Genomic DNA, 23,518 nt, shown 5'->3' on the forward strand with positions numbered 1-23,518 from the left:
CTGATTGTACGGGATTTATACCGTTCTTTTGCTAACTTTAGCGGGATTGGGCTCACTGTACGGGATTTATACCGTTCTTTTGCTAACTTTAGCGGGATTGGGTACATTGTACGGGATTTATACCGTTCTTTTACTGACTTTAGTAGGATCGGGCTCATTGTGCGGGATTTATACCGTTCTTTTACTGACTTTAGTAGGATCGGGCTCATTGTGCGGGATTTATACCGTTCTTTTACTGACTTCAGTCGGATTGAGCTCATTGTGCGGGATTTATACCGTTCTTTAGCTTGATTTATCTAAATCATGCCTATTTAGTGGCATTTATGCCCTTCTTTTGTCTGGTTTAGGTAAACCCGTGCTATTGTGAGGCATTTATGCCTTTCTTTTAGCTGATTTAAGTAGATCGACGCCATTTAAGGGCATTTATGCCTTTCTATTACCTAGTTTAGGCGGACTGGCGCTATTTAGTGGCACTTTTGCCTTTTATTCAGATCATCTCTATCTATATACATAGTAAAAGGACATGTTGAATTAACAAACGTCAATCGGGATTAAGCTAATACTGTGGGATACCTTTGTATAAAATATATGGTTTACAATTCCTAACTTTTGATGCACAGTAATGAGTGAGTACTCACTCATTATGTACTTAGAGTGTTTAACGCAATGCAGTTCAACACCATCACCATCACCATCACCATCACCATCACCATCACCACCACCATCACCATCACCATCACCATCACCATCACCATCACCATCACCATCACCATCACCATCACCATCACCATCACCATCACCATCACCATCACCATCACCATCACCATCACCATCACCATCACCATCACCATCACCATCACCATCACCATCACCATCACCATCACCATCACCATCACCATCACCATCACCATCACCATCACCATCACCATCACCATCACCATCACCATCACCATCACCATCACCATCACCATCACCATCACCATCACCATCACCATCACCATCACCATCACCATCACCATCACCATCACCATCACCATCACCATCACCATCACCATCACCATCACCATCACCATCACCATCACCATCACCATCACCACACCATCACCATCTACACCTTCTACACCTTCTACACCTTCTACACCTTCTACACCTTCAACTCAAGTAAGTATCCCAGAACATTCAGAATCGAGGAGATAAACATGGGTTCAGAGATTCCAGTTATTTCAGTGAGCCATGTCGGGAAAGCGTTTGGAGAGAAACAGGTGCTCGAGGATATTTCGCTTCAAGTGGAACGTGCGGAAACCTTTGGCATACTAGGGCCATCGGGCTCAGGAAAAACAACATTAGTGAAGCTGCTTACAGGTATCGATGAGGTAACCTCCGGCGAGGTGAAAATACTTGGCGTGACGATGCCGAAGCTGACTATGCTGCAACAGATTGGGTATATGGCCCAGTCTGATGCCTTGTACACGGAGCTTAGCGCGAAGGAGAATCTGGAGTTTTTTGCAGCGCTATATGGACTAAAGGGGGAGCAACGCTCCAAACGCATCACAGCCGTAATGGAGATCGTTAATTTACAAGATCATTTAAGAAAAAGAGTAGACCAATACTCCGGCGGGATGAAACGCCGCTTATCATTGGCGATCGCGCTGCTGCATGAACCGCCGTTGCTTATTCTTGATGAACCTACAGTTGGCATAGACCCGGTGCTGCGGCTATCCATCTGGAAGGAACTAAAAGCGCTGAACCAGAAAGGCACCACTATTGTGCTGACCACGCATGTCATGGATGAAGCTGAAAAATGTGACCGGCTCGGAATGATCCGTGATGGCAAGCTACTTGCCGCCGACACGCCTGCCGGACTGCTGCAAGCCACCTGTTCAGCTTCTATTGAAGAAGCCTTTTTATATTATGGAGGTGTGCGTTCATGAGAATCCGAGCGATCACCTTAAGGATTTTGCGACAATTCATTCAAGATAAAAGAACAATGGCATTAATGTTCATTGCACCACTCCTCGTTCTAAGCTTAATGAGCTTGGTCTTCAACGGTGACGCCTATGAACCCAAAATCGGTGTGTCCGGTGTACCTCTAAATATGTCAGCTGCGTTAAAAGAACAAAATGCCATCATCAAAGAATATGCCAGCTCAGAGCTGGGAAAAGGCGCTTTAGTAGAAGGGAAAATTGACGCTTTGATCACTTTGAACGGAACCGCCGGAGATTCGCAAGTTACGCCTCAAGTGCTGCTAGAAGGTAGCAACCCTACAGCCAACAAGGCAGTAATCATGACGCTTCAACAAATCTCCCAGAAGCTTCTTCCAAGCACAAAGGAACAATTACAGCCGCAGATCAGCTATCTTTACGGTTCTGAGAATATGAAGACAATCGACCGTTTCGGTCCCATTATGATTGGCGTATTTGTTTTCTTTTTCGTATTCTTGATTGCAGGTGTATCCTTCTTAAGGGAACGAACCACAGGCACGCTTGAACGCCTACTTTCGACTCCATTGAAAAGATGGGAGATTGTGATGGGGTATGTATGTGGTTTCGGCATATTTACCGTTTTTCAGGCGCTATTGATCTCATGGTATTCCATACAGATTCTTGGCATTATGATGACAGGCAGCTTTGGTTACGTATTGCTGATAACATTACTCCTATCGATGACAGCGCTGACGTTGGGCACACTGCTGTCGGCTTTTGCAGCCAATGAGTTGCAGATGATTCAGTTCATTCCGCTCATTATAGTGCCACAAATCTTCCTCAGTGGATTATTCCCGCTTGATACCCTTCCACTGTGGCTCCAGCGCGTTGGCCTCGCTACACCGATCTATTACGGATCAGAAGCTCTGATGGACATTATGGTCCGTGGCAAAGGATGGAGCGCAATTGCACTGGATGTCTATGTACTAATAGGATTTTCGCTGCTATTTATGCTGCTGAATGTATTGGCACTGCGCAAGCATCGCAAAATGTAACTTCACAAAAACTATTATCATTGAAACAAAATGAATCAAGCATGGAGGGCTATTGTAATGAAAGAGGAAGTTTCTAGGGAACAAAATATAGAAGAGCAGTGGATAGAAGAGCTGCTGACCCTTGGCAAAGACGAGAAACTGACACCGAAGCAGATTTCTATTCTACAAGCGGCGATTGAGGTATTCTCCGAAAAAGGATACTCTGCGACTTCAACGAGTGAAATTTCTCAGAAGGCGGGCGTGGCGGAGGGAACGATTTTTCGCTATTACAATACTAAAAATGATCTGCTGCTTGCCATAGTAGGTCCTACCATGAGTCGCATGCTTGCGCCTTTTGTGCTGCGGAATTTCAACGGCGTGCTTGATATGCCCTACGACAGCTTTGAGGAGTTCCTGCGGGCATTTATGATCAATCGGCTGGATTTCGCCCGCAAGAATTTTAAAATTCTTAAGATTCTTATTCAGGAGATTCCTTTTCAGCCAACAGTTAGAGCGCAGTTTGTAGAGAATATTCTTAGCAAAATACTGGAGCGCGTGATTGATATTGTTGAACATTTTAAGGAAAAGGGTGAAATCATCGAGGTGCCTACACCCACACTTATACGCTTCACACTCTCATCTGTCGTAGGTTATTTGATGAATCGCTTGCTGCTGCAGCCAGATAAGGACTGGAACGACGAGGAAGAAATCAACCTGACGATCGCTTTTATCATGCATGGAATAAGTAAAACAACACCCCCTATTTGATGCGCACGCCCGTTCTGTTATCATAAGTACTATATTAAATTCGGGCTTTTCAAGATCAAGTTATGAGGAAGGAATTATGTTATGGGCTTTAGTGTATCAGAACGGGTAATCAAACTGCTGTGCGGCAAGTCTATTTTTGAAAAAGGATTAGCTTATTACCAAACTGAAAGTGTCGATATAATTGAAGTTGAAGAATACAATGACTCCATTCCAGATTTGCCCCGCTCTCGATATGAAGCCATTGTTCAGGGGGCGATCGACTATGAAGTTATGGTGGTCATTGATATTGATGGGGATGTCCAGGCAGAGTGTAATTGTCCAGCCTACTCCCATGGGGGGCCATTCTGTAAACATATCGCGGCTGTGCTGATCAACGTTGACGCCCTTAAAACTGGCCGAGATCGTTCAGAGCCTACCGGAGCTTCGCACCTGTCCTCTATAGAAGATACTGAGATTCTAACCCCACGTATTTTTACAGATACTGCGCAAGACAACGGGGGAAAGTCCAGAGATCAACAGCTCGTGAGCAGCCTACTGGGGATGTTCAGCAACCATACACCGCGTCCTAGCGGTACGGGGGCTTTTGTAGATAACAGACTTCCTCTAAATATAGAGTTTACATGCAAGCCGTTCACTTATAGTTACAGCCACACCATGCTGGGTATAGAAATGAAAGTCGGTCCAAAACGTCTATATATTGTTCAGAAAATAAGGGGATTTCTAGAAAGCGTACACCGCGGAGAATCCTTTGAGTTCTCGAAACATTTTATCTATGATCCTGCCATTTACAGCTTTCGGAAGGAAGACAATGTTGTTCTACAGAAGCTGATTGATATTGTATTAAATGAAAAAATGTACCGCGATAACGTAACTCCTTACTCACCTTATGGGGGAAGTGTTGGGGGAGATCGTTTGCTGGCCGTCCCTCCTTTTTTCTGGGAGTCGCTTCAGCCTGCGCTTTCAGAGGTCTCTTCGGTATTTTTGCAACAAGAAGAGGTGCTGTACGAAGGCATCCTTGTGTCTAATGAGGCGCCTCCACTCAGCTTTGAATTTGAACAGGCAGAAGAGGATGGATATCATCTGGATATTCAAGGACTTGAGCAGATTTCGGTCTTAGAAGATTACGGGATAGTACTATCGGAAGGTAAGTTGCTGAAGCTATCCCCTCAAGAATGCATACGCCTTGCTGAAATGAAAAAAATGCTGGATTCCTCCCGCCGAAATGGCATCGATATTGCCCATGAGCAAATGGAGTCTTTTATGGATAAGGTTATTCCTGGTCTGAAAAAGCTGGGCAACGTCCATATCGCCGACTCCATTGCGGATCGGATTGTTCAGCATAGGCTTATCGCGAGACTTTATCTGGATCGTGTGAGAGATCGGCTGCTCGCCGGACTAGAGTTCCAATATGGTGACATTGTGATCAATCCCTTAGATGAAAAAGCCCATGTTCGCGGGACGAATTTGATTCTTTTGCGAGACGGGGAGGGAGAAGCCCGCATTCTGGAGCTGATGGAGCACGAATCCTTCGCTAAAACCGAGGGCGGATACATTATGACAGACGAAGAGGGCGAGTACGATTTTTTGTACCATACCATTCCGCTGCTGGAACCGCTGCTTTCGGTCTATGCGACCTCCGCAGTCAAAGCAAGACTGTTCACGAGCACTACACCCCCAAAGGTGAGCATTAGTTGGAATGAAAAGACGGACTGGCTTGATTTTAAATTCGATATGGGCGGGATTCCAGAAGCTGAGATTGTTATGGTTCTGAAATCCCTGCAGGAAAAACGCAAATACTACCGCTTGCCTGATGGGGCCCTGCTACCACTGGAGAGCGAGGAGCTTCAAGAAATCATTACCTTTATGAATGATATAGGCATCCGGGAAGGTGAGATCAAAGGGGTGGAATTTTCTCTGCCCGTTGTTCGCGGGTTACATTTGACCTCCACGGATGCTAAGAGTGACTCCATTAAGCTGGGCAGATCCTTTAAAAGGTTACTTGCGAACATGCGGAATCCTGAGAATCTTGATTTTCCTATACCTGACAGTCTGGTTCCTGTGCTAAGGGATTATCAACAGTATGGGTTTCAGTGGCTGAAGACGTTGGCCCATTACCGTTTTGGTGGTATTTTGGCGGATGATATGGGGTTAGGCAAAACGCTGCAAAGTATCGCTTTTCTCCTGTCAGAACTTCCAGAGATACGCCAGAATGGACTGCCTGCCCTAATTGTCGCTCCTGCGTCTCTCACTTATAACTGGCTTAATGAGCTTAAAAAATTCACACCAGAGATCAAAGCTGTCATTGCAGACGGTAGTCTAATTGAACGCGGGCGGATTTTAAAAAATACAGTAAAAGCTGATGTAATCATCACTTCTTATCCGTTGCTTCGCAGAGATGTTCAGCTGTATGCTAAAAAGTCTTTTCATACTCTGATTCTCGATGAAGCACAAACTATAAAAAACCATACTACACAGACAGCCCAAGCTGTAATGGCGCTTCAAGCCCGGCACCGTTTTGCACTTACGGGTACTCCCGTGGAGAATGCGTTGGAAGATTTATGGTCCATTTTCGGCACCGTGTTCCCTGGGTTGTTTCCAGGCAAAAAAGCTTTTCATGATTTACCAAGAGAAACGGTTGCGAAGCGGGCGCGTCCCTTTTTGCTGCGGCGCTTAAAGAGTGATGTGTTAAAGGAACTTCCGGACAAAATCGAATCCGTACAAGCATGTGAACTGCTGCCGGAGCAAAAAAAGTTATATGTAGCTTATCTCGCCCGTTTGAAAAAAGAGGCGCTTAAGCATTTGACCCAAGATAGCTTCGGCAATAATAATCGGATCAAAGTTCTGGCGGGACTAACTCGTCTGCGCCAGTTGTGCTGCCACCCTGCTCTTTTTGTCGATGGATATGAAGGAAGCTCTGCTAAATTCGAGCAGCTGCTCGAAATTATAGAAGAATGTCGCAGTTCGGGTAAACGTATGTTAGTATTCTCACAATTCACAGAGATGCTCGGCCTGATTGGACGTGAACTAGGATATCAGGGCATTCCATACTTTTATTTAGATGGTCAAACGCCTGTTTCTCAACGAGTAGATTTATGTAATAAATTTAATGAAGGAGAGCGTGATATTTTCTTAATCTCCTTAAAGGCCGGCGGGACTGGGCTCAACCTAACTGGGGCAGACACTGTAATCCTTTACGATCTTTGGTGGAACCCTGCCGTCGAGCAGCAAGCTGCGGATCGGGCTCACCGGATTGGGCAGAAAAATGTAGTGCAAGTAATTCGTCTCGTCACCCAAGGCACCGTAGAGGACAAGATGTATGAGCTGCAGCAGAAGAAAAAGAACTTGATTGATGAGGTCATCCAGCCAGGTCAAGAAAGCCTGTCTACCCTTACAGAGCAAGATATCCGGGAGATTCTGATGATCTAAATAACAATATTGGAGAAAAAATCAGGATATCCTGCAGCCCATAGGGCTATCGGGATATCCCTTTTTCTTCAGATTATGCGATTGTAACTCCTGCACTAGCATAGCCAGCAACAGTTGTTGCAACGTCAATGCCAGCCGTGACCGTCGAAGTGAAGACCAACAACAAGCGTTCTCCCACAGTTACAGGGATGCTCAAACCTGTGGTATTACCACTGCTAATAGTTCCAAGAGCAATTAATCCTGTAAGCGGAGGACTTAACGTAACTAAAGCCCCAGGTACTGCTGTGAAGGTATTGTTAGGTGTAGTAGATCTGTATAATTGAGCCGTGATTGTTACCGTAGACCCCACTAAACTAACGGAAGCTGTCGCACTAAAATAGGCTGCCATAGACGTAAGCGTTCCAGTTCTAGGAACCGAGAACGCAAAGTTCAGCAAGGTTCCAGCCGCTCCGGTGAGATCTATAGTACCGCCTGTAATACTGATATTGGTTGCACTGCTACCAAAACCAACTGCACTTGAAGTATTCAAAAGCCCCCCTAATACAGTGGTCATTGCTACTGGAAGACCAGAAGAATATGGAATAATTGCACCTGAACCAGTAGCACCTGTTGCTCCAGTTACACCAGCAGTTCCTGTCGCTCCCGTTGCTCCTGCAGTTCCTGTTGCTCCCGTTGCTCCTGCAGTTCCTGTCGCTCCAGTTACACCAGCAGTTCCTGTCGCTCCCGTTACGCCAGCAGTTCCTGTCGCTCCCGTGGCTCCAGCACTTCCTGTCGCTCCCGTTACGCCAGCAGTTCCTGTCGCTCCCGTTACGCCAGCAGTTCCTGTCGCTCCCGTGGCTCCAGCAGTTCCTGTCGCTCCCGTGGCTCCAGCAGTTCCTGTCGCTCCCGTTGCTCCAGCAGTTCCTGTCGCTCCCGTGGCTCCAGCAGTTCCTGTCGCTCCCGTTACACCAGCAGTTCCTGTCGCTCCCGTGGCTCCAGCAGTTCCTGTTGCTCCGGTTACGCCAGCACCTGTCGCTCCCGTTGCTCCAGCAGTTCCCGTTGCTCCCGTTACACCAGCACTTCCTGTCGCTCCCGTTACACCAGCAGTTCCTGTCGCTCCCGTTGCTCCAGCAGTTCCTGTTGCTCCGGTTACGCCAGCACCTGTCGCTCCCGTTGCTCCAGTGCTTCCTGTTGCTCCCGTTGCTCCAGCAGTTCCTGTTGCTCCGGTTACGCCAGCACCTGTCGCTCCCGTTGCTCCAGTGCTTCCTGTTGCTCCCGTTGCTCCGACGCTTCCTGTAGCTCCAGTAGCTCCAGCACCTGTGGCTCCCGTTGCTCCAGCAGTTCCTGTCGCTCCCGTTGCCCCTGCACTTCCTGTCGCTCCCGTTACTCCAGCACCTGTGGCTCCGGTTACGCCAGCACCTGTCGCTCCCGTTGCACCAACGCTTCCTGTAGCTCCAGTAGCTCCAGTAGCACCTGTAATTCCTATATTTTCTCCATATAATTCAGAGTAGACAAGGCGGTGAGCAGTCACTAATTGACCTGTGCTGCTTTTCCCCCAAACTGAAATTTGAATGGGATCATCAATCATAATTGGTGTTGTGAATAAAAATTCAAATGAATCAAAGTTTGCATAATAATCATTAGTAATTACTTGATTAGGAGCTACATTAACCAGCTCACTTACATATAAAGTTCTTGTCCCATTCATATAATAACCTTCGACTTGAACTGTTGACGGAGTGTCATCGCTCTGATTGACAATTTTAAGAGTAACAAGCTGAGTAGGTCTTACACCCCCTACCAGATTATTTTCTATGGGACCAGTAGATAGTTGACTCAATTTTCAACACCTCATTTTGTATAGATTTTAAAATACTCGTATTATTTGAATTTCAAAAATCAAATCAATCGAACAAGATTCTCCTCAATAGCTTTGTATAAAATGTGTTTTTATCTATAATCATTCCTCCCACCTACTCTAAGTTGATAATCTATGAGCCTAGAAAATTAGTTCATATTTTTTGGCTCTTTATAGTACTATTCTTGTTTTGAATTAAGGTGTGGACATCCATTTAAAAACTACTATTACACATATTTGATTTATTAAAATAAGCTGAAAATCCGTACTGGTTTAATAGAATAAGAATCTAATAAGCAACATTCCAGTCGACTTATAACATATGCCAACAAAACAGGGGGTAACCCGAGAGCCACACTAACGGCTACCGAATTACCCCTGTTATAAACACTGAACTTGAAGATAAATAAGCTTAAGTTAATTCATGAACAGACCAGACGATACCTGCTGAGTTCGCTCCACCCAAATTCAAAGGAACCGTCAAACCATTTGCCACATAGAACAAGCCAATCACATCACCTGCGGTTAATGCAAATTCTCCAGCCAGCGTCACAGTACCACTTCCCAAAATTGCTCTCAAATCTAATATAAGTGCAACATTCACATCAAGTACTGGGAACAACCCACTTACCAGATTTGTTGCAGTAGGAGAAGTTCTCTGAACTACGAAAGCCGGATTAACTCCAGCACCAAGACTGATAGAAAGTGAGGCAGTTGTAGAATAATTGATAGTCGCTTCAATCGAATATCTACCAGTTGTCGGAATGGTATAATTTCCGCCAACTTCGTCGAAAGACGGGCTATCATAAAAAGGTGTTGTCACAGTCCAGCCAGTTAATTGTGTAGATGTGGAAATTGCCAATGAGGGCTTGAAAGCAGAAAACCCTTCTTGTTGAATGTTCGGACCTGTAGCTCCAGTTACTCCGGTTGCACCTGTTGCACCAGTGAGCCCAGTTGCTCCGGTAGCTCCGGCCACTCCAACTCCTGTTGCTCCAGTTACACCAGCTACTCCTGTTGCTCCGGTTACACCAGCTATTCCAGTCGCTCCTGTTACTCCCGTTGTTCCCGTTACTCCAGCTACTCCTGTTGCCCCCGTTGCTCCTGCTACTCCAGTCGCTCCGGTCACTCCAGCTTCACCCGTTGCTCCGGTTACACCAGCTACTCCAGTCACTCCGGTCACTCCCGTTGCTCCCGTTGCTCCAGCTACTCCTGTTGCTCCGGTCACTCCTGTTTCACCCGTTGCTCCGGTTACACCAGCTACTCCTGTTGCTCCCGTTGCTCCTGCTACTCCAGTCGCTCCGGTTACTCCTGTTTCACCCGTTGCTCCGGTCGCTCCAGTTGCTCCGTCTGCTCCCGTTGCTCCCGTTGCACCCGTAGCACCAGTCTCTCCTGCTCCGGTTGCACCAGTCGCCCCCGTTGCACCAGTTACTCCGTTTGCTCCTGTAGCTCCAGTCTCTCCTGCTCCGGTCGCTCCCGTTGCTCCGTCAGCTCCCGTTGCACCAGTCGCCCCAGTTGCTCCATCGACTCCAGTCGCTCCCGTTGCTCCGTCTGCTCCCGTTGCTCCTGTTGCACCTGTAGCTCCATCTGCTCCTGTTGCCCCAGTCTCTCCTGCTCCAGTCGCTCCCGTTGCTCCGTCTGCTCCCGTTGCTCCTGTTGCACCTGTAGCTCCATCTGCTCCTGTTGCCCCAGTCTCTCCTGCTCCGGTCGCCCCGGTTGCTCCGTCTGCTCCCGTTGCACCCGTTGCTCCATCCGCTCCCGTTGCACCAGTCACTCCATCTGCACCTGTTGCACCTGTCTCTCCTGCTCCGGTCGCTCCTGTTGCACCCGTTGCTCCATCGGCTCCTGTTGCACCTGTAGCTCCATCGGCTCCTGTCGCCCCAGTCTCTCCTGCTCCGGTCGCTCCAGTTACTCCATCCGCTCCGGTTGCACCAGTTGCACCTGTAGCTCCATCGGCACCTGTTGCCCCAGTCTCTCCTGCTCCAGTCGCTCCAGTCGCTCCAGTTGCTCCATCCGCTCCCGTTGCACCAGTCGCCCCAGTCACTCCATCTGCACCAGTAGCTCCAGTCTCTCCTGCGCCGGTCGCTCCCGTTGCTCCTGTTGCTCCATCCGCTCCCGTTGCACCAGTCGCCCCGGTCGCGCCAGTTATTCCTTGCGTTACACCAAGCAATTCTGCATGTACAAGTCGATGGGCAGTCACAATCTGGCCAACGCTATTTTTTCCCCATACTGAGATTTGAATCGGATCATCTACCAGACTTGTAGTTGTAAAAATAAATTCGAACGCATCAAAATCGCCATAATAATCACGTGTTATAACTTCATTAGGTGCTACATTTATCAGCTCGCTTACATATAAAGTTCTTGTCCCATCCATATAGTATCCTTGAACAAGAGCCATTGATGAATCAATGTCACTTCGGTTATCAATTTTGACAGTAACATGCTGAGTAGGTCTTACACCCCCTACCATACTATTGTCTATCGGTCCGGTAGATAAATAACTCAATTTCTCATCACTCCTTTAACGTTAACTGTGTCACAAAAATAATTATTAAATTAATACTGCCTGCTTCTCCCACGCAACTATGCGATGAGGATCTACCAATGCCCCCGAGTTCTGTTTTCCCCAGACTGAAATCCCAACCTCTGCTTCAACTGCTTCTACTGTTGTAAACACAAATTCAAATGCGTCCAAGTCGGCAAAATAGTTCTTAGTTAAAACTTGATTAGGTGCTAGATTTACTGTTTCATTCACATACATCGTTCTTGATCCGTTAAGAAGGAAACCTTGAATAACTAGATTATAAGGATTAAGAGAATCCCGATTAACTACTTTTACGGTTACCAGTTGCGACGGTCTGACCCCTAGGATCGGGCTGTTATCTATAGGTCCAGTAGAAAAAATAGCCATGTTTTATTCACTCCTCCCTTCCACTACAAATTGAAAGATTAGTGGCTCCGTATAGTAATATTCCTTGGCTTGAGTTAGCGTGTGGACTGTTGTGCAAAGGAACAGCTAGTCCTATAACAAGACAGCCTTCTTTTTCCAAATTTATAATCTACTAAACTGATAATCTAACAACAAAGAGCAACCAAGATTGTTAAGAAGCTAACCACTATTGCTTTTTATGAAATATTAGGTATACTGGTAAAAATTAATTAAGCATCGATGAGCGGGAGAGTAATTAACGAGATCTAGTCCTCAGCGAGCCGGGAGAGTGTAAGCCGGTACAGATCCCTTTAATGAAGCGCACCCGTGAGATGGACTTCTGAACCTTAGTAGGAAGTCCCGGCTGAAGGCCGTTATCCCGTAAGGTGGCTGAACAACTTGTTCAGCAACGAGAGTGGTACCGCGAGCGCTAAAGCCCTCGTCTCTTTTGAGACGAGGGCTTTTTTGTATTTTCAAAGGAGGGTATACCATGTTAAATCAAATCATCAAAGACGGAATCGAGCACAGTGTACAACGTGTATTCAATACCTTAGGAGCTGACTATCCAGAGGACATTGCCATTCTGATCGAACAGCCAGCAAATCTAGAACATGGTGATTATTCATGCAATATTGCTATGCAGCTAGCCAAAACTCTACGTAAATCCCCAATGGTCATAGCAGAATTAGTGAAAGCAGAGCTTCAATTCCAAGGGCGCTTCGCCGGTCTTTTACAAAAAGTTGAAGTCGCTGCTCCCGGATTTATCAATTTGTATATGAATTGGCAAAGCTGGGCTGAACATTCCTTTGAACTGCCTGCCAGCACTGGGGAAAAAGTCATCATCGAGCACACTTCTATCAACCCCAACAAAGCCGCCCACGTAGGTCATCTAAGAAACGCCTGTATCGGCGATACTCTAGTCAGAATTATGAAAAGAACTGGGTATAACGTAGAGGTCCATAACTACATTGATGATCTCGGCAATCAGCTGGCGGATACAGTTGTTGGATTATTAAATATATCTTTAGAAGGGGAACACCAACGTTTCGGTGATTTTTGCTGGGATCTTTATGCCAAAGTGAACAAAGAATATGCGCTGAACCCTGAGATGACACATAAGCGCACAGATATACTGCACTCCCTTGAACAAGGGGGCGGTAACGAAGCCTGGCTGGGCAACCTTGTAGCTGAACGCATCGTTAGAGAGCATGTAGAGGAAATGAAACATTTTGGGATTTATTATGATTTGCTGGTATGGGAGAGCAGTATTTTAAAAGAGGGATTTTGGGCAGCCGCAGCTGAGCTACTGAAGCAGACAGCCGTTTTTGTACAAGAGACTGAAGGTAAACTCGCAGGCTGCTGGGTGCTGAAGCAAGGAACAGAGGCTAACATTGGAGCGGATTCAGAGGAGCATCAGCTCGATAAGGTGCTGGTGCGTTCGAATGGGATTTTAACGTATACAGCCAAAGATATTGCCTATCATCTCTGGAAATTTGGTCTTTTGACCAAAGATTTCTCCTATAGCGAATTCTCGTCCGGTTTATGGACAACTGGATTAACTGGAACCCAAGAATCTTATGGGCAGGCGGACAGAGTCATCAATGTGATCGATTACAGACAGGAATATCCACAACAGATGGTTAAGCAAGCCTTAGGGGCACTAGGTTATAACGAGCAAGCAGACAAACTCCATCATGTGAGTTATGGTGTTGTATCTCTTAGTCCCGCCTCGGCGGCCGAGCTGGGTATAGATATTTCAGAAGGCAAAACTTCTTATGCTATGTCCGGACGCCAGGGAATCGGGATTAAGGTAAGCGATCTGGTGGAGCTTATGGAACAGAACATTGAGCACTCACGTTCCGATAAAGACGGCCTCTCCAGCCGATTGATTGCCACTGCTGCGATTCGCTACTATCTGCTACGGTTTAATTTAGGAACGGAAATCGTGTTTGATTTCAAACAGGCTACCGAAATATCCGGCAATACCGGAGTTTATCTGATGTATACTTTTGCGCGTGCGACAAGCGTTTTGAGTAAAGCTACGATCCCAATCCTTACAGCTGCCGCACAGCTTCAGTTCCCTTCCGAATTGGAAAAAGCAGAGCTTGCGCTGCTAAGACAGCTAAACCTCTGGCCGGAGACATTACATTCAGCAAGTATAGAGTTGACGCCAAATACGCTCTGCACTTACGCACATACCTTAGCTACCCTGTTCAACAACTTCTATTCTGTATGTCCGATTCTAAAAGGCGATCCAGCTACGATCGAATTCCGCCTCTGGCTTACTTCAAGATTCAAGGACATCTTGGGAGATGTGCTCGAAGTGCTTGGGTTACCGACACCGAACCGAATGTAGAAGATACAAAAAAAGGGCAATTTCCGCGCTTAACGCGGAGATTGCCCTTCTATATATAATGTTACTTATAAATCTCTATCACATTTCCAGCTTCCGTGCTGAGACGATCAAAGTCCGCACGTTTGATGCGAACACCACCACTACGATAGCGGTTAGGTGTACCTTCTGTTTGCACTTCCGTACCGTTGATAGTAATTTGACTGATCTCACGACCTGTAAGGTGATAGATAAAGTCTACCTTAGTGCCTGCATATTCAAAACTAAAGTGCATTCCATCCAGCGATTCCGGCAGAATAGGGTCAACAATTAAGTCTCCACCTTCCGTACGGATCCCCAGTGCATTCGAGATTAACTGGTTCATATAGATCCCAGGACCGCTGGAATAGATTCTCCAGCCACCTTTAACAGCTACGTCACCATTGCGCAGTTTATCGAAATTCTCCTGTGCCTCATAACGGGTGTTAAATTTACCATCCGAGCTACTGAAATAGGAGTTAGCTTGACGTAGTTCAGCGTTTGGCACCACATCGCGGATTCCGATCGGATTAATCGCTGCCAGACCCTTCCAGACCTGATCGGTTTTACCGAGCTTAGCCATAGCCTCTACATAACGGATATGTGCATGCACATACTGAAGTCCAATTTCCCGGCCAAAGTTAGCCGCTTGCTCCGCACGTTTGAAATGAGTGCTGACCCCGCCAACATATTGAGCTGGACGATTCATCAGACGCACACCGTCAGGGCAGAATAGTTTATCCTGAATGACATCATAGTGTGCTTCGGCCTGTTCCGGAGTAAGCAGCTCACTGATCATACTGCGCGTCATAGGCAGCAGACGGTACTGAATACCTGTTTCTGTGTCACTTGGGTGCACCATAAGTTTAATTTGCTCAGGGTCTTCCATATACAGGAAGCCAGGAATCACTTCGGATTGAAGCATATGAGTATGGAAATCCTTACGGATCCCTTCCACCATCGCCTTCAGTTCCTCTGCCTCAGCTTGATCAACTGAACGAAGCACCTCTGAGAACTGATTAAGTGTCTGATAGGTAAGTGCCACTGTCCAACTGCTGACCATATACTGCTTCAGCTGTGGATTTGCAGGCTGGAGCGTATCATCCCAGTCTCCATCACCGTAAGAAGACAGATGTGTGTCATGCAGGAAATGATCCTTAATATAAGCAATTTCCTTCCGTGCGTGATCCAGCAACGTCGCCTTTTCTTCTGTAAAGTCAAAGCTGTGCTTACGGGTATACGGTACTGTTGCTCCCAAGATGCTGTAATCCTGAGTTACTGCCAAGTAGTCTCCAAGCACCTTAAGCGGCCATACAATAATATCTCCATGACTTTCTTCTTGTTGTATCTTCGTGTATTTATCAAACATGAACCACTGTGGCCAGTTGCCATCATCTTCATATTGATGACTATACAGCGTCAGCAAAATTTCCCGAACCTGTTCGTATTTTTGCGTAGCCATGAAATATTCCACAGGTCCCTGACATACATCCCGGGTTCCCCAAGCAGCGCCACCATATTGCTCTAAACCATGTGGAACCGAATAGTGAACCAGCATGTTATGTGTGTACCACCAAGTCAGAGCGTTAACCTTAAACAGTTCACCTTCTGTTCCGTCCCCAAGCGTCAGGCGGAAGCCATTCATCACACCAGCATAAAACGCGCGATAAGCAGAAATTTCTTCCTCAGCTGAACGATTTCTTGGAGCAAGTGACTTACCATCCAGAAGCCCTTGAATATTCAAGGTCCATTCACTGCTGGCAGACAGCTCCAGAACTGCTAACGGCGCTTCAGTTGGTTGAACAGGAGAGACAAGTCTACCTTCATCCTGCAGAGTTAACACCGCACCCTGTACCTGTAATTTATACTGTAAGTCAGGATATTCACCAGCACTTAGTGCGCTTCTGTCAGCGGAGAAGATTACTGCTCCACTTTCTTGCTTAGATTGATATGGAAGCTCGTATTCATTAACGTTCATAGTGATTTGATTAGTGACTAAATAACGATAAGCTCGTCCGCTTTCCGAACGCACATTCAGGAATATCTCTGGCGAATCTTCGGTGGTGTAGTTCGTAATAATGAAGCATTCACCCTCTGTTCTGTAATACCAACGAGCATAGTTGAAACCAACCTCAAATAGAGAAGGCATGGTCAGCAAACGATATTCACCGTTCCACTCTACATAAATGCGTTGTCCTGAAGCTTTTGGAATGTTAAGCGCATTTCTTGGATTGGACATTAGCTTGTTGAAATTGGTATTTCCAATTACCACTTGGGAGTTAAAGATCCCGTACATATAAGAAGTTGTTGTGATGACCTTATCATTAAGTCGAGCGTTATCCCCACTCATCAGGATATGGCCGTGTGGCCGTTCTACGCGCATTTCTTTCTCTTTTAATACTACGTGCTCATAATTCTCAGTGAAAAAGGAAAGTAGTGTGTCTCCTTCTCTCTCCTCCTGATAACGAACCGGAAACAAGACCTCGATCTCTTTCTCTGTCAGCGAATCTGCAGCCAGCGGTGCTCCCAGCTCCTTCGAGAAGAAAGAACGTTCAAGTGCTGCTTCAGCTTCTAAAGGTAAATCTTTAACAGCATCCCAAGCCGCAGCAATATCATTAGCAAATTCTAGCGCAGTGATCGCTTCTGGATGATCTTGCTTAAACAATCCGTAGAACACAAACCGTGTTTCCCCGCTCAGCTTCACCCGTTCCGATTGCAGCGCAGTATATGCGAATTCATATTGATAGATTTCATTACTTAATTGCTCACGACCCAAGCTCTCTGGTTGGTTGGTTTCTTTATAGGACAGTCCAAAGAATTGAAAACCGTCTGTTGAGAAGCTTGTTGCCTTGGTAAGTGAACCCTGTTGCAGATATGGGAATTTCCCGCCCTGCGGCTGATTCTGTCTAGAGCAAACAACGTACCCGTTGGATTGATCCTCAAATACCGCATGATCGATATACTGTGACAGGTAAGCTTCATTACTGCGGACAGCAGCGATATCAGCAATCCCTACATCCTGTCCGTACACGAGATCTACCTCTGCATTTTGTCCAGTAAGCTTCACATCCCAGAACCAAGCTCCTCCTGCAGTAGGGGTGAAAATAACTTGATATTCAATATTTTCCGCAGTACCTTCCCAAACCAAACGGTTTCCAGCCTTACGTACAGTGCTTGAAGAATGAATGCCCAGCAAAGGAATGGCTTGAATGTTTCCATCATTGTGCACTCGCAAATATAGATTGGATAATGAACCATCCACAATGCTTGGCAGCAATTGATTGATCATTGTCCGTTCATAGAGGACTTGGAACAAGTCCCCGCTGTTTGTAAAAGTGAAGGATAGATCCCCGGCGTTTAAACGGATGTTAGTATTCAAATTAGTAGTCATATTATACACTTCCTCCATTACGGCGTTACTGCCGTATATATTCTACTTATGCTAATGTTAAGCAAAAATCCCGTTCTTTAACCTCATTGCTGTTCGAACCGACGAATAATTTAAATCGTCCCGGATCGCTGCTAAAGCTTAGATCGCTATGATAGTAACGAAGCTGCTGTTCGGTAAGTGTAAAGGTCACTTCACGACTTTCCCCTGGTGAGAGGTTGATTTTGGCAAAATCCTTCAGTTCCTTCATTGGTCTGACGACCTCTCCGGAAATGTCTCGGATATACAGCTGCACTACCTCTTCCCCATCTACTTCTCCAGTATTGGTCACCGTAACTTTTATTTCAATAGGCTGATTTTCAGTCATAATTTCACCGGACAGAATTGGTTCACTATAGCTAAATGACGTATAGCTCAGTCCAAAACCAAATGGCAAAAGCGGCTCATTAGGAATATCCAGGTATTGCGAGACATAACGTTTGTCGGCACCCGGAGCATGAAGTGGGCGTCCAGTGTTGAAATGATTGTAATAGACTGGAATCTGCCCAACGGATACCGGGAAAGACATCGTTAATCTTCCTGAAGGATTCTCATCTCCATAAAGTAGACTGGCAATTGCCGCTCCGCCTTCACTGCCCGGGAACCAAGCTTCCAGAATGGCATCTGCATGCTCGTACACACCGGCCAAGTCTAGTGGACGTCCATTAAACAACACCACCACGATAGGCTTATTCAGCTGTTTCAGACGTTGTAAAAGCTCAAGCTGCGCTTCCGGCAAACGGATATCTGAACGGCTGCCCGCTTCTCCACTCATCTCTGAATGTTCACCAAGCGCCAGTACAATCACATCAGCTTGCTTAGCAGCCGCTTCCGCCTCCAGCCACTGTTCCTCTGTAAAGCTATCGACTCCAGAACCTTCTGCAACAGTAATCTTACCCGCACCTGCGCGAGCTTGAAGTGCTGGTGCAAGACGGCTTGCCTCTTCCGTTGAACCCAACCACGACCACGGTCCAAGAATATCTCCGCTAGTAGCAAACGGTCCAATTAGCGCAATCCGTTGCTCTGCAGCAAGCGGCAGAACCTGATCATTCTTGAGCAGTACGCAGGATTTAGCCGCCAACTCACGCGCCGCATTTCGATGATCTTCACAGAAGATTACCTCACGCTCTTTCTCGACGTCAGCTCCGCGGAACGGATGCTCGAACAAGCCCAATCTTTGCTTCAATTTCAAAATACGAAGCACAGCTTCATCAATAATCTTCTCATCTACTTGTCCATCTGCAACAAGCGCCGGAAGCTGATGAACGTAACAAGCCGTCATCATCTCGATGTCTACACCAGCTTTGATGGCTTTAAGTGCTGCCTCAGCCTCATCCTCGGCGACACCATGTGGGATCAGTTCCTTCACTGCACCCCAATCCGAAATCAATACGCCATCAAATCCCCATTCTTCACGAAGCAGCTGGCGAAGCAGCTTGACGTTGCCGCTTATCGGAATCCCATCAATCGTATTAAATGAAGTCATGACCATTTCTGCACCTTCATCCAGTGCTGCACGATAGGCCGGCAGATAATATTCACGCAGCTGCCGTTCCGATAAATCCACCGTATTATAATCACGACCGCCTTCGGATAGACCATAGGCAGCAAAGTGCTTAATACAAGCCGCCAGACGATCTACATCACCAGTCAAGTCGCTTCCTTGAAATCCGCGCACAAACGCACGGGCAAACCTACCATTCAAATATGGATCTTCTCCTGTAGATTCCATTACTCTTCCCCAACGTGGGTCCCGTACAAGATCCGCCATTGGCGCATAAGTAACGTGCACACCGGAGACTGCCGCTTCTTTAGCCGCAATCTCGGCGCTCAGCTCTGCGCGATCCATATCCCAAGAGCAGCCAATTGCCAGCGGGACCGGAAAAATCGTCTTGAAGCCATGCACAATATCCGCCATCATCAGCAAGGGAATGCCCAATCTATTTTTGCGTAAATGGGCTTCCTGAACCGCAATGACTTGCGCTGCACCTGATAGACCAAGTACAGAGCCGCTGCTCTCGATCATGTGGTCCGTAATTCCCATGGATGCCATAGGGCCAGTGATTTGTCCTCCATCCTCTGCCCCTTCATAGAAATTAGCGGCTAGCTGCTGCAATTGTGCAATCTTTTCTTCAAGCGTCATCTGGTTCAACAAGGTAGTCAGTTGCTGCTCATTCATTTCAAATCCTCCATTGTTCAATTCTGCCGATGCCTATGAATGGAAAAACCCGTGTGCAAGAATTGCACGCGGGTCCTGTAGGTTCATTCCTACATGCATAGGGCGAAAGCTATTTTTTTAGATTGTTTAGTTCATCTAGAACCGGCTGAACGAGGGATTGTTTGCTCTTAACCCATTCTTTCCAGTTCGCCTCTAGATCGCCTGGTTTCAAAATCAGGTTAGTGTATTCTGTAGCATAGTCAAAGGAAGCCTGATTTTTAGCCTTGGAATCATACAACTGGTAGTCCCAGTCATATTCAGCCGTTGCTTTGTCTTTTAACGCAAGCTCAGCTTTTTCCTTGAACAGTTCTACAGAACGATCGCGATATTCTTTTTTGATCGCAGGGTTCACGACACTAAAGTCATCCGCCAAGACATACAGTCCTTCAAAACGGTTCGGATATTTCTTATCCAATGTTGTTCCTTCAGGGAGTAGGCTGATTAATTCGCCATTTTCGCCTTTTTTCCAGTCTGTTCCTTCAAAGCCCAAGTTAACGGTCAATTGACCTTCTTTACTTGTTGTATATTCCATGAAGTCCATAATCCGTTCAAATTTCTCTTTGCTAATATCTGGCGAGAAGATTACAGCAGACCAGAAGTTAACTTGATCGAGGTTACGATATTTACCGTCATCGCCAAGTACAATAGCTGTGTGTACTAGGTCATCACTATTTACACCTAGGTTATCTTTCATTTTAACGTCCATGTCTTTTCTGTAAGAAGCCAAACCACCTAGACTCGTAATACCGGAAACACCGTTAACTGTGAACTTTTGGCCAGATTCACCATTTTTCCAAGTATAAAACTCAGGGTGCAGTAATCCTTCTTTATAAGTAGTTTGAAGTTCTTTCAGTGCCGCTAACGTTTCATCGTTGGCTGGACCCCATTGGTATTTGCCATCTGCATCTTTATAGAATGCTGACTCTACTCTGGAATGCACGCTATTAGCCATTACAATATTAGTCAAAGCATCGTTGATGTCATAAGAAATAGGAATGAGTTTATCTCCTACCTTGCCAGGGTCTTTCTCTTTAAGCAATCTAGCAAATTCCATCAGTTCTGTAGTAGTGTAGGCATCCTTCAATTCAAAACCAACGGCTTTAGCCCAGTCAGAACGCAGAGCAATTACTCCGATTTGGTTAATGAGCGGATCTGCCGGCTTGTTCTCAAAGTATACCGGTCTTGGCAGAACATAAGTGCCACCTACCGCTTTCTCCAATTCATCGCCAAGTCCTGTCAGCTTATAAGCGGCTGCCACATTCGGCCAGCGTTCTTTCCAGTCATCTGGCAGCTTGTACAGCAGCCCTTGATCAATGTAATTAAGCGCATCACCGTGAACATAGTTCCAGCTTGCTACGTCAGGAAGATCACCAGAGTTAATCCATAGGCGAAGCTTCTCAGCCCATGAATCCCATTCAATATAGTTGTAATCCCATTTAATATTGAACTTATCCGTAAAATATTTATGATACACGTTATCAAAATCAGATTCTGTTGTCTTAATGGTACTGGCTAACGAAATCTTCAACTCATCTTTATATCCATCTGTTGGATTGCCTGAATTTCCGCTATTAGCATTGTTGTCTGAGCTTGAGCATGCTGCCAACATGATTGGAGTAAGACATAAAACACCGGCAAGGATTGACTTTACAGATTTTCTTTTTAAAATATTCATTTTGTCCTCCTTAAATTGTGTGACTGACCCTCTTTTATATGGATAAATCATAAACCACTAGGTCTTGATAGCCCCTGTAAGTACCCCTTTGGCAAAGTGCTTTTGGAGCATTGGGAAGAAACACATAATAGGAACCATGGTAACGAATACTGCCGCCATTTTCATACCCATAGAGAATGATTGCTTACCCACTGCGTCAACACTTGTGGCATTCGATGCATTCACTTGGGCTTCCATAATGATAGATCGCAACACGTTCTGCAGTGGCATCTGATCCGCTTTCCGCAGGAAGATCATGGCGTCATACCATCCATTCCAGAAGGCTACTCCGTAGAACAATGTGATGGTAGCTACGATTGGAGCAGATAATGGCAGGACTACAGAGAATAGGATTCTCCATTCCCCAGCACCATCAAGTCGCGCAGATTCCATCAGGGACTCAGGCAGACTGCTAAAATAGTTCGACATCAGAATCAGGTTAAACGCACTGAAGCTTCCAGCCAGAATAACTGACCAAAGGTTGCCTGTCAGATGCAGATCCTTCATCACCAGGTACAAAGGTACAATCCCGCCATTAAAAATCATTGTGAACAGGACAAGCATAAAAATGAGCTTTTTACCCGGGAATTTATTGCGGCTAAGGCCGTAAGCCATACTTGTCGTTAAGAACAAGCTAAGCGGGAGTCCTAAGATTAAGATCTTAAAGGTATTCCAATACCCTGTCCCGATCCGCCCATCAGCAAAGAGTGCCCGATAGGATTCCAGTGTTGGGTTCTTCGGAAATAACATCATAGGGTTATCAGCGTATTCTTTTTGCGTAGAAAAAGAAATCATAATGACATTCCAGAATGGAATAAGAATGGCCAAAGCGCCTACACTCAGAATTACGAAAATCACATAATCCATAGCGGTCATTTTTTTATGGTCTTGCATAATGGTCAGCTTTTTTTTACTCATATATTTGCACTCCTTTCTTACCGGAATAAACCGTCTCCGCCCATAAGTTTGGCAGCTCTGTCTGCCAGAATCAGCAGAATCATATTAACAAGTGAACGGAACAAACTGACTGCAGTGGAGAATGAAAAGTCTGTTGAGGACTGGAACGTGATTCGGTAGATATACACATCTAGTACTTCCGAGACGTTTTTCGTTGCAGCGTTGCTCAAGTTAAAGATTTGGTCAAATCCAGATGACATCAGGCCACCGACAGAAAGGATAAACATAATCGTAATCGTCGGAAGAATGTTAGGCAGAGTAATGCGGAACATTTGCTGCAAGCGTGTAGCACCATCAATCTGTGCGGATTCATATTGGTCTGTATCAATACCAGAGATAGCGGCCATAAAGATAATGGCTCCCCAACCTGCTGATTTCCAGATATCCGTAAGATACAACATCGGAACGAACATTTTTTCAGAACCCAGGAAGTTAATGCCTGTCCCGCCAAACATTTGAATGAGGCTGTTAACCAGACCATCATAGGAAAGCACATTGATAACAACCCCGGATACTACGATCCATGACAGGAAGTTCGGAAATGTAAACACCGTCTGTAAAGCTTTTTTGTAACGATTCATGCGCAGTTCATTCAGCAGCAATGCCAATATGATTGGAAAAGGGAACTGAATAATCAGCTTACCGATGTTAATGGTTAACGTTCTCCATACGGCGTCAATAAAAGCTGGGTCACGGAATACATAGGTGAAATTCTCGAATCCGCTCCATGGGCTGCCCCAAATTCCTAAATTCGCTTTAAAATCTTTAAAAGCCAGAGATAGACCACCCATCGGCAGATAAGCGAATAGGAAAAGCCACACTAGTCCAGGAAGCACCAGAGTATAGACCATTCTGTTCTTCCAGACTTCTCTTAGGAACAGTTGGAATCTGCTGTCGTTCATTTTTTTAGCCGGT

The 23,518-nt window shown here is 46.0% G+C and carries 15 protein-coding genes and 1 other annotated feature; of the genes, 7 read left to right on the forward strand and 8 right to left on the reverse strand.

Translation table 11 applies throughout. The features are described 5' to 3' along the window. Positions 1-28 precede the first annotated feature (28 nt). The 6 genes from MHH46_RS25680 (at position 29) to MHH46_RS25705 (ending at position 7,150) form a co-directional block, all read left to right on the forward strand. On the forward strand, positions 29-286 hold the full coding sequence (locus MHH46_RS25680; protein ID WP_405132530.1) for a hypothetical protein: 258 nt from the start codon (positions 29-31) through the stop codon (positions 284-286). 380 nt (positions 287-666) lie between these two features. Continuing rightward, positions 667-1,197 carry a hypothetical protein gene (locus tag MHH46_RS25685; RefSeq protein WP_405132531.1) on the forward strand — a complete coding sequence of 177 codons (531 nt, stop codon included), beginning with the start codon at positions 667-669 and terminating at the stop codon, positions 1,195-1,197. 2 nt (positions 1,198-1,199) lie between these two features. Then, positions 1,200-1,931 (forward strand): ABC transporter ATP-binding protein, encoded by a 732-nt coding sequence (locus tag MHH46_RS25690; RefSeq protein WP_076194541.1) that lies wholly within the window; start codon positions 1,200-1,202, stop codon positions 1,929-1,931. Then, positions 1,928-2,977 carry an ABC transporter permease gene (locus MHH46_RS25695; protein ID WP_076194543.1) on the forward strand — a complete coding sequence of 350 codons (1,050 nt, stop codon included), beginning with the start codon at positions 1,928-1,930 and terminating at the stop codon, positions 2,975-2,977. Before MHH46_RS25690 ends, MHH46_RS25695 begins: the two co-directional genes overlap by 4 nt. Positions 2,978-3,034: 57 nt before the next feature. Beyond that, positions 3,035-3,724: a TetR/AcrR family transcriptional regulator gene (locus MHH46_RS25700; RefSeq protein ID WP_076194546.1), complete on the forward strand. Its 690-nt coding sequence runs from the start codon at positions 3,035-3,037 to the stop codon at positions 3,722-3,724. 81 nt (positions 3,725-3,805) lie between these two features. Further along, complete coding sequence (locus MHH46_RS25705) at positions 3,806-7,150, forward strand: DEAD/DEAH box helicase (protein WP_076194549.1); 3,345 nt, start codon at positions 3,806-3,808, stop codon at positions 7,148-7,150. A gap of 73 nt (positions 7,151-7,223) precedes the next feature. Here MHH46_RS25705 and MHH46_RS25710 read toward each other — a convergent pair whose 3' ends face one another. The 3 genes from MHH46_RS25710 to MHH46_RS25720 form a co-directional block, all read right to left on the reverse strand. Continuing rightward, complete coding sequence (locus tag MHH46_RS25710; protein ID WP_405132532.1) at positions 7,224-8,969, reverse strand: exosporium glycoprotein BclB-related protein; 1,746 nt, start codon at positions 8,967-8,969, stop codon at positions 7,224-7,226. A 430-nt stretch (positions 8,970-9,399) separates the two neighbouring features. Next, a complete protein-coding gene (locus tag MHH46_RS25715) occupies positions 9,400-11,493 on the reverse strand; it encodes a collagen-like protein (RefSeq protein WP_405132533.1) in 2,094 nt (697 codons plus the stop codon). Between the two features lie 45 nt (positions 11,494-11,538). Further along, complete coding sequence (locus tag MHH46_RS25720) at positions 11,539-11,898, reverse strand: hypothetical protein (protein ID WP_036687001.1); 360 nt, start codon at positions 11,896-11,898, stop codon at positions 11,539-11,541. Between the two features lie 249 nt (positions 11,899-12,147). Next, positions 12,148-12,366: a binding site (T-box leader), on the forward strand. A gap of 40 nt (positions 12,367-12,406) precedes the next feature. Here MHH46_RS25720 and MHH46_RS25725 point away from each other — a divergent pair. Continuing rightward, complete coding sequence (locus tag MHH46_RS25725) at positions 12,407-14,272, forward strand: arginine--tRNA ligase (protein WP_076195227.1); 1,866 nt, start codon at positions 12,407-12,409, stop codon at positions 14,270-14,272. Positions 14,273-14,333: 61 nt separating this feature from the next. On the opposite strand, the gene MHH46_RS25730 is transcribed toward MHH46_RS25725, so the two are convergent. The 5 genes from MHH46_RS25730 to MHH46_RS25750 all read right to left on the reverse strand — a co-directional run bounded on the left by MHH46_RS25730 (position 14,334) and on the right by MHH46_RS25750 (position 23,505). Then, a complete protein-coding gene (locus MHH46_RS25730) occupies positions 14,334-17,678 on the reverse strand; it encodes a GH36-type glycosyl hydrolase domain-containing protein (RefSeq protein ID WP_076195225.1) in 3,345 nt (1,114 codons plus the stop codon). Positions 17,679-17,724: 46 nt separating this feature from the next. After that, positions 17,725-19,893 carry a beta-glucosidase BglX gene (gene bglX / locus MHH46_RS25735; RefSeq protein ID WP_076129209.1) on the reverse strand — a complete coding sequence of 723 codons (2,169 nt, stop codon included), beginning with the start codon at positions 19,891-19,893 and terminating at the stop codon, positions 17,725-17,727. Positions 19,894-20,002: 109 nt separating this feature from the next. Further along, positions 20,003-21,607, reverse strand: coding sequence for an extracellular solute-binding protein (locus MHH46_RS25740; RefSeq protein WP_076129208.1), 1,605 nt, complete (start codon positions 21,605-21,607; stop codon positions 20,003-20,005). Between the two features lie 57 nt (positions 21,608-21,664). Beyond that, positions 21,665-22,564: a carbohydrate ABC transporter permease gene (locus MHH46_RS25745; protein ID WP_036686985.1), complete on the reverse strand. Its 900-nt coding sequence runs from the start codon at positions 22,562-22,564 to the stop codon at positions 21,665-21,667. A 17-nt stretch (positions 22,565-22,581) separates the two neighbouring features. Next, positions 22,582-23,505, reverse strand: coding sequence for a sugar ABC transporter permease (locus tag MHH46_RS25750; RefSeq protein ID WP_036687012.1), 924 nt, complete (start codon positions 23,503-23,505; stop codon positions 22,582-22,584). Positions 23,506-23,518: the final 13 nt, after the last annotated feature.

Source organism: Paenibacillus sp. FSL H8-0175 (assembly GCF_045040615.1).
Taxonomy (GTDB): Bacteria; Bacillota; Bacilli; order Paenibacillales; family Paenibacillaceae; genus Paenibacillus_AQ; species Paenibacillus_AQ odorifer.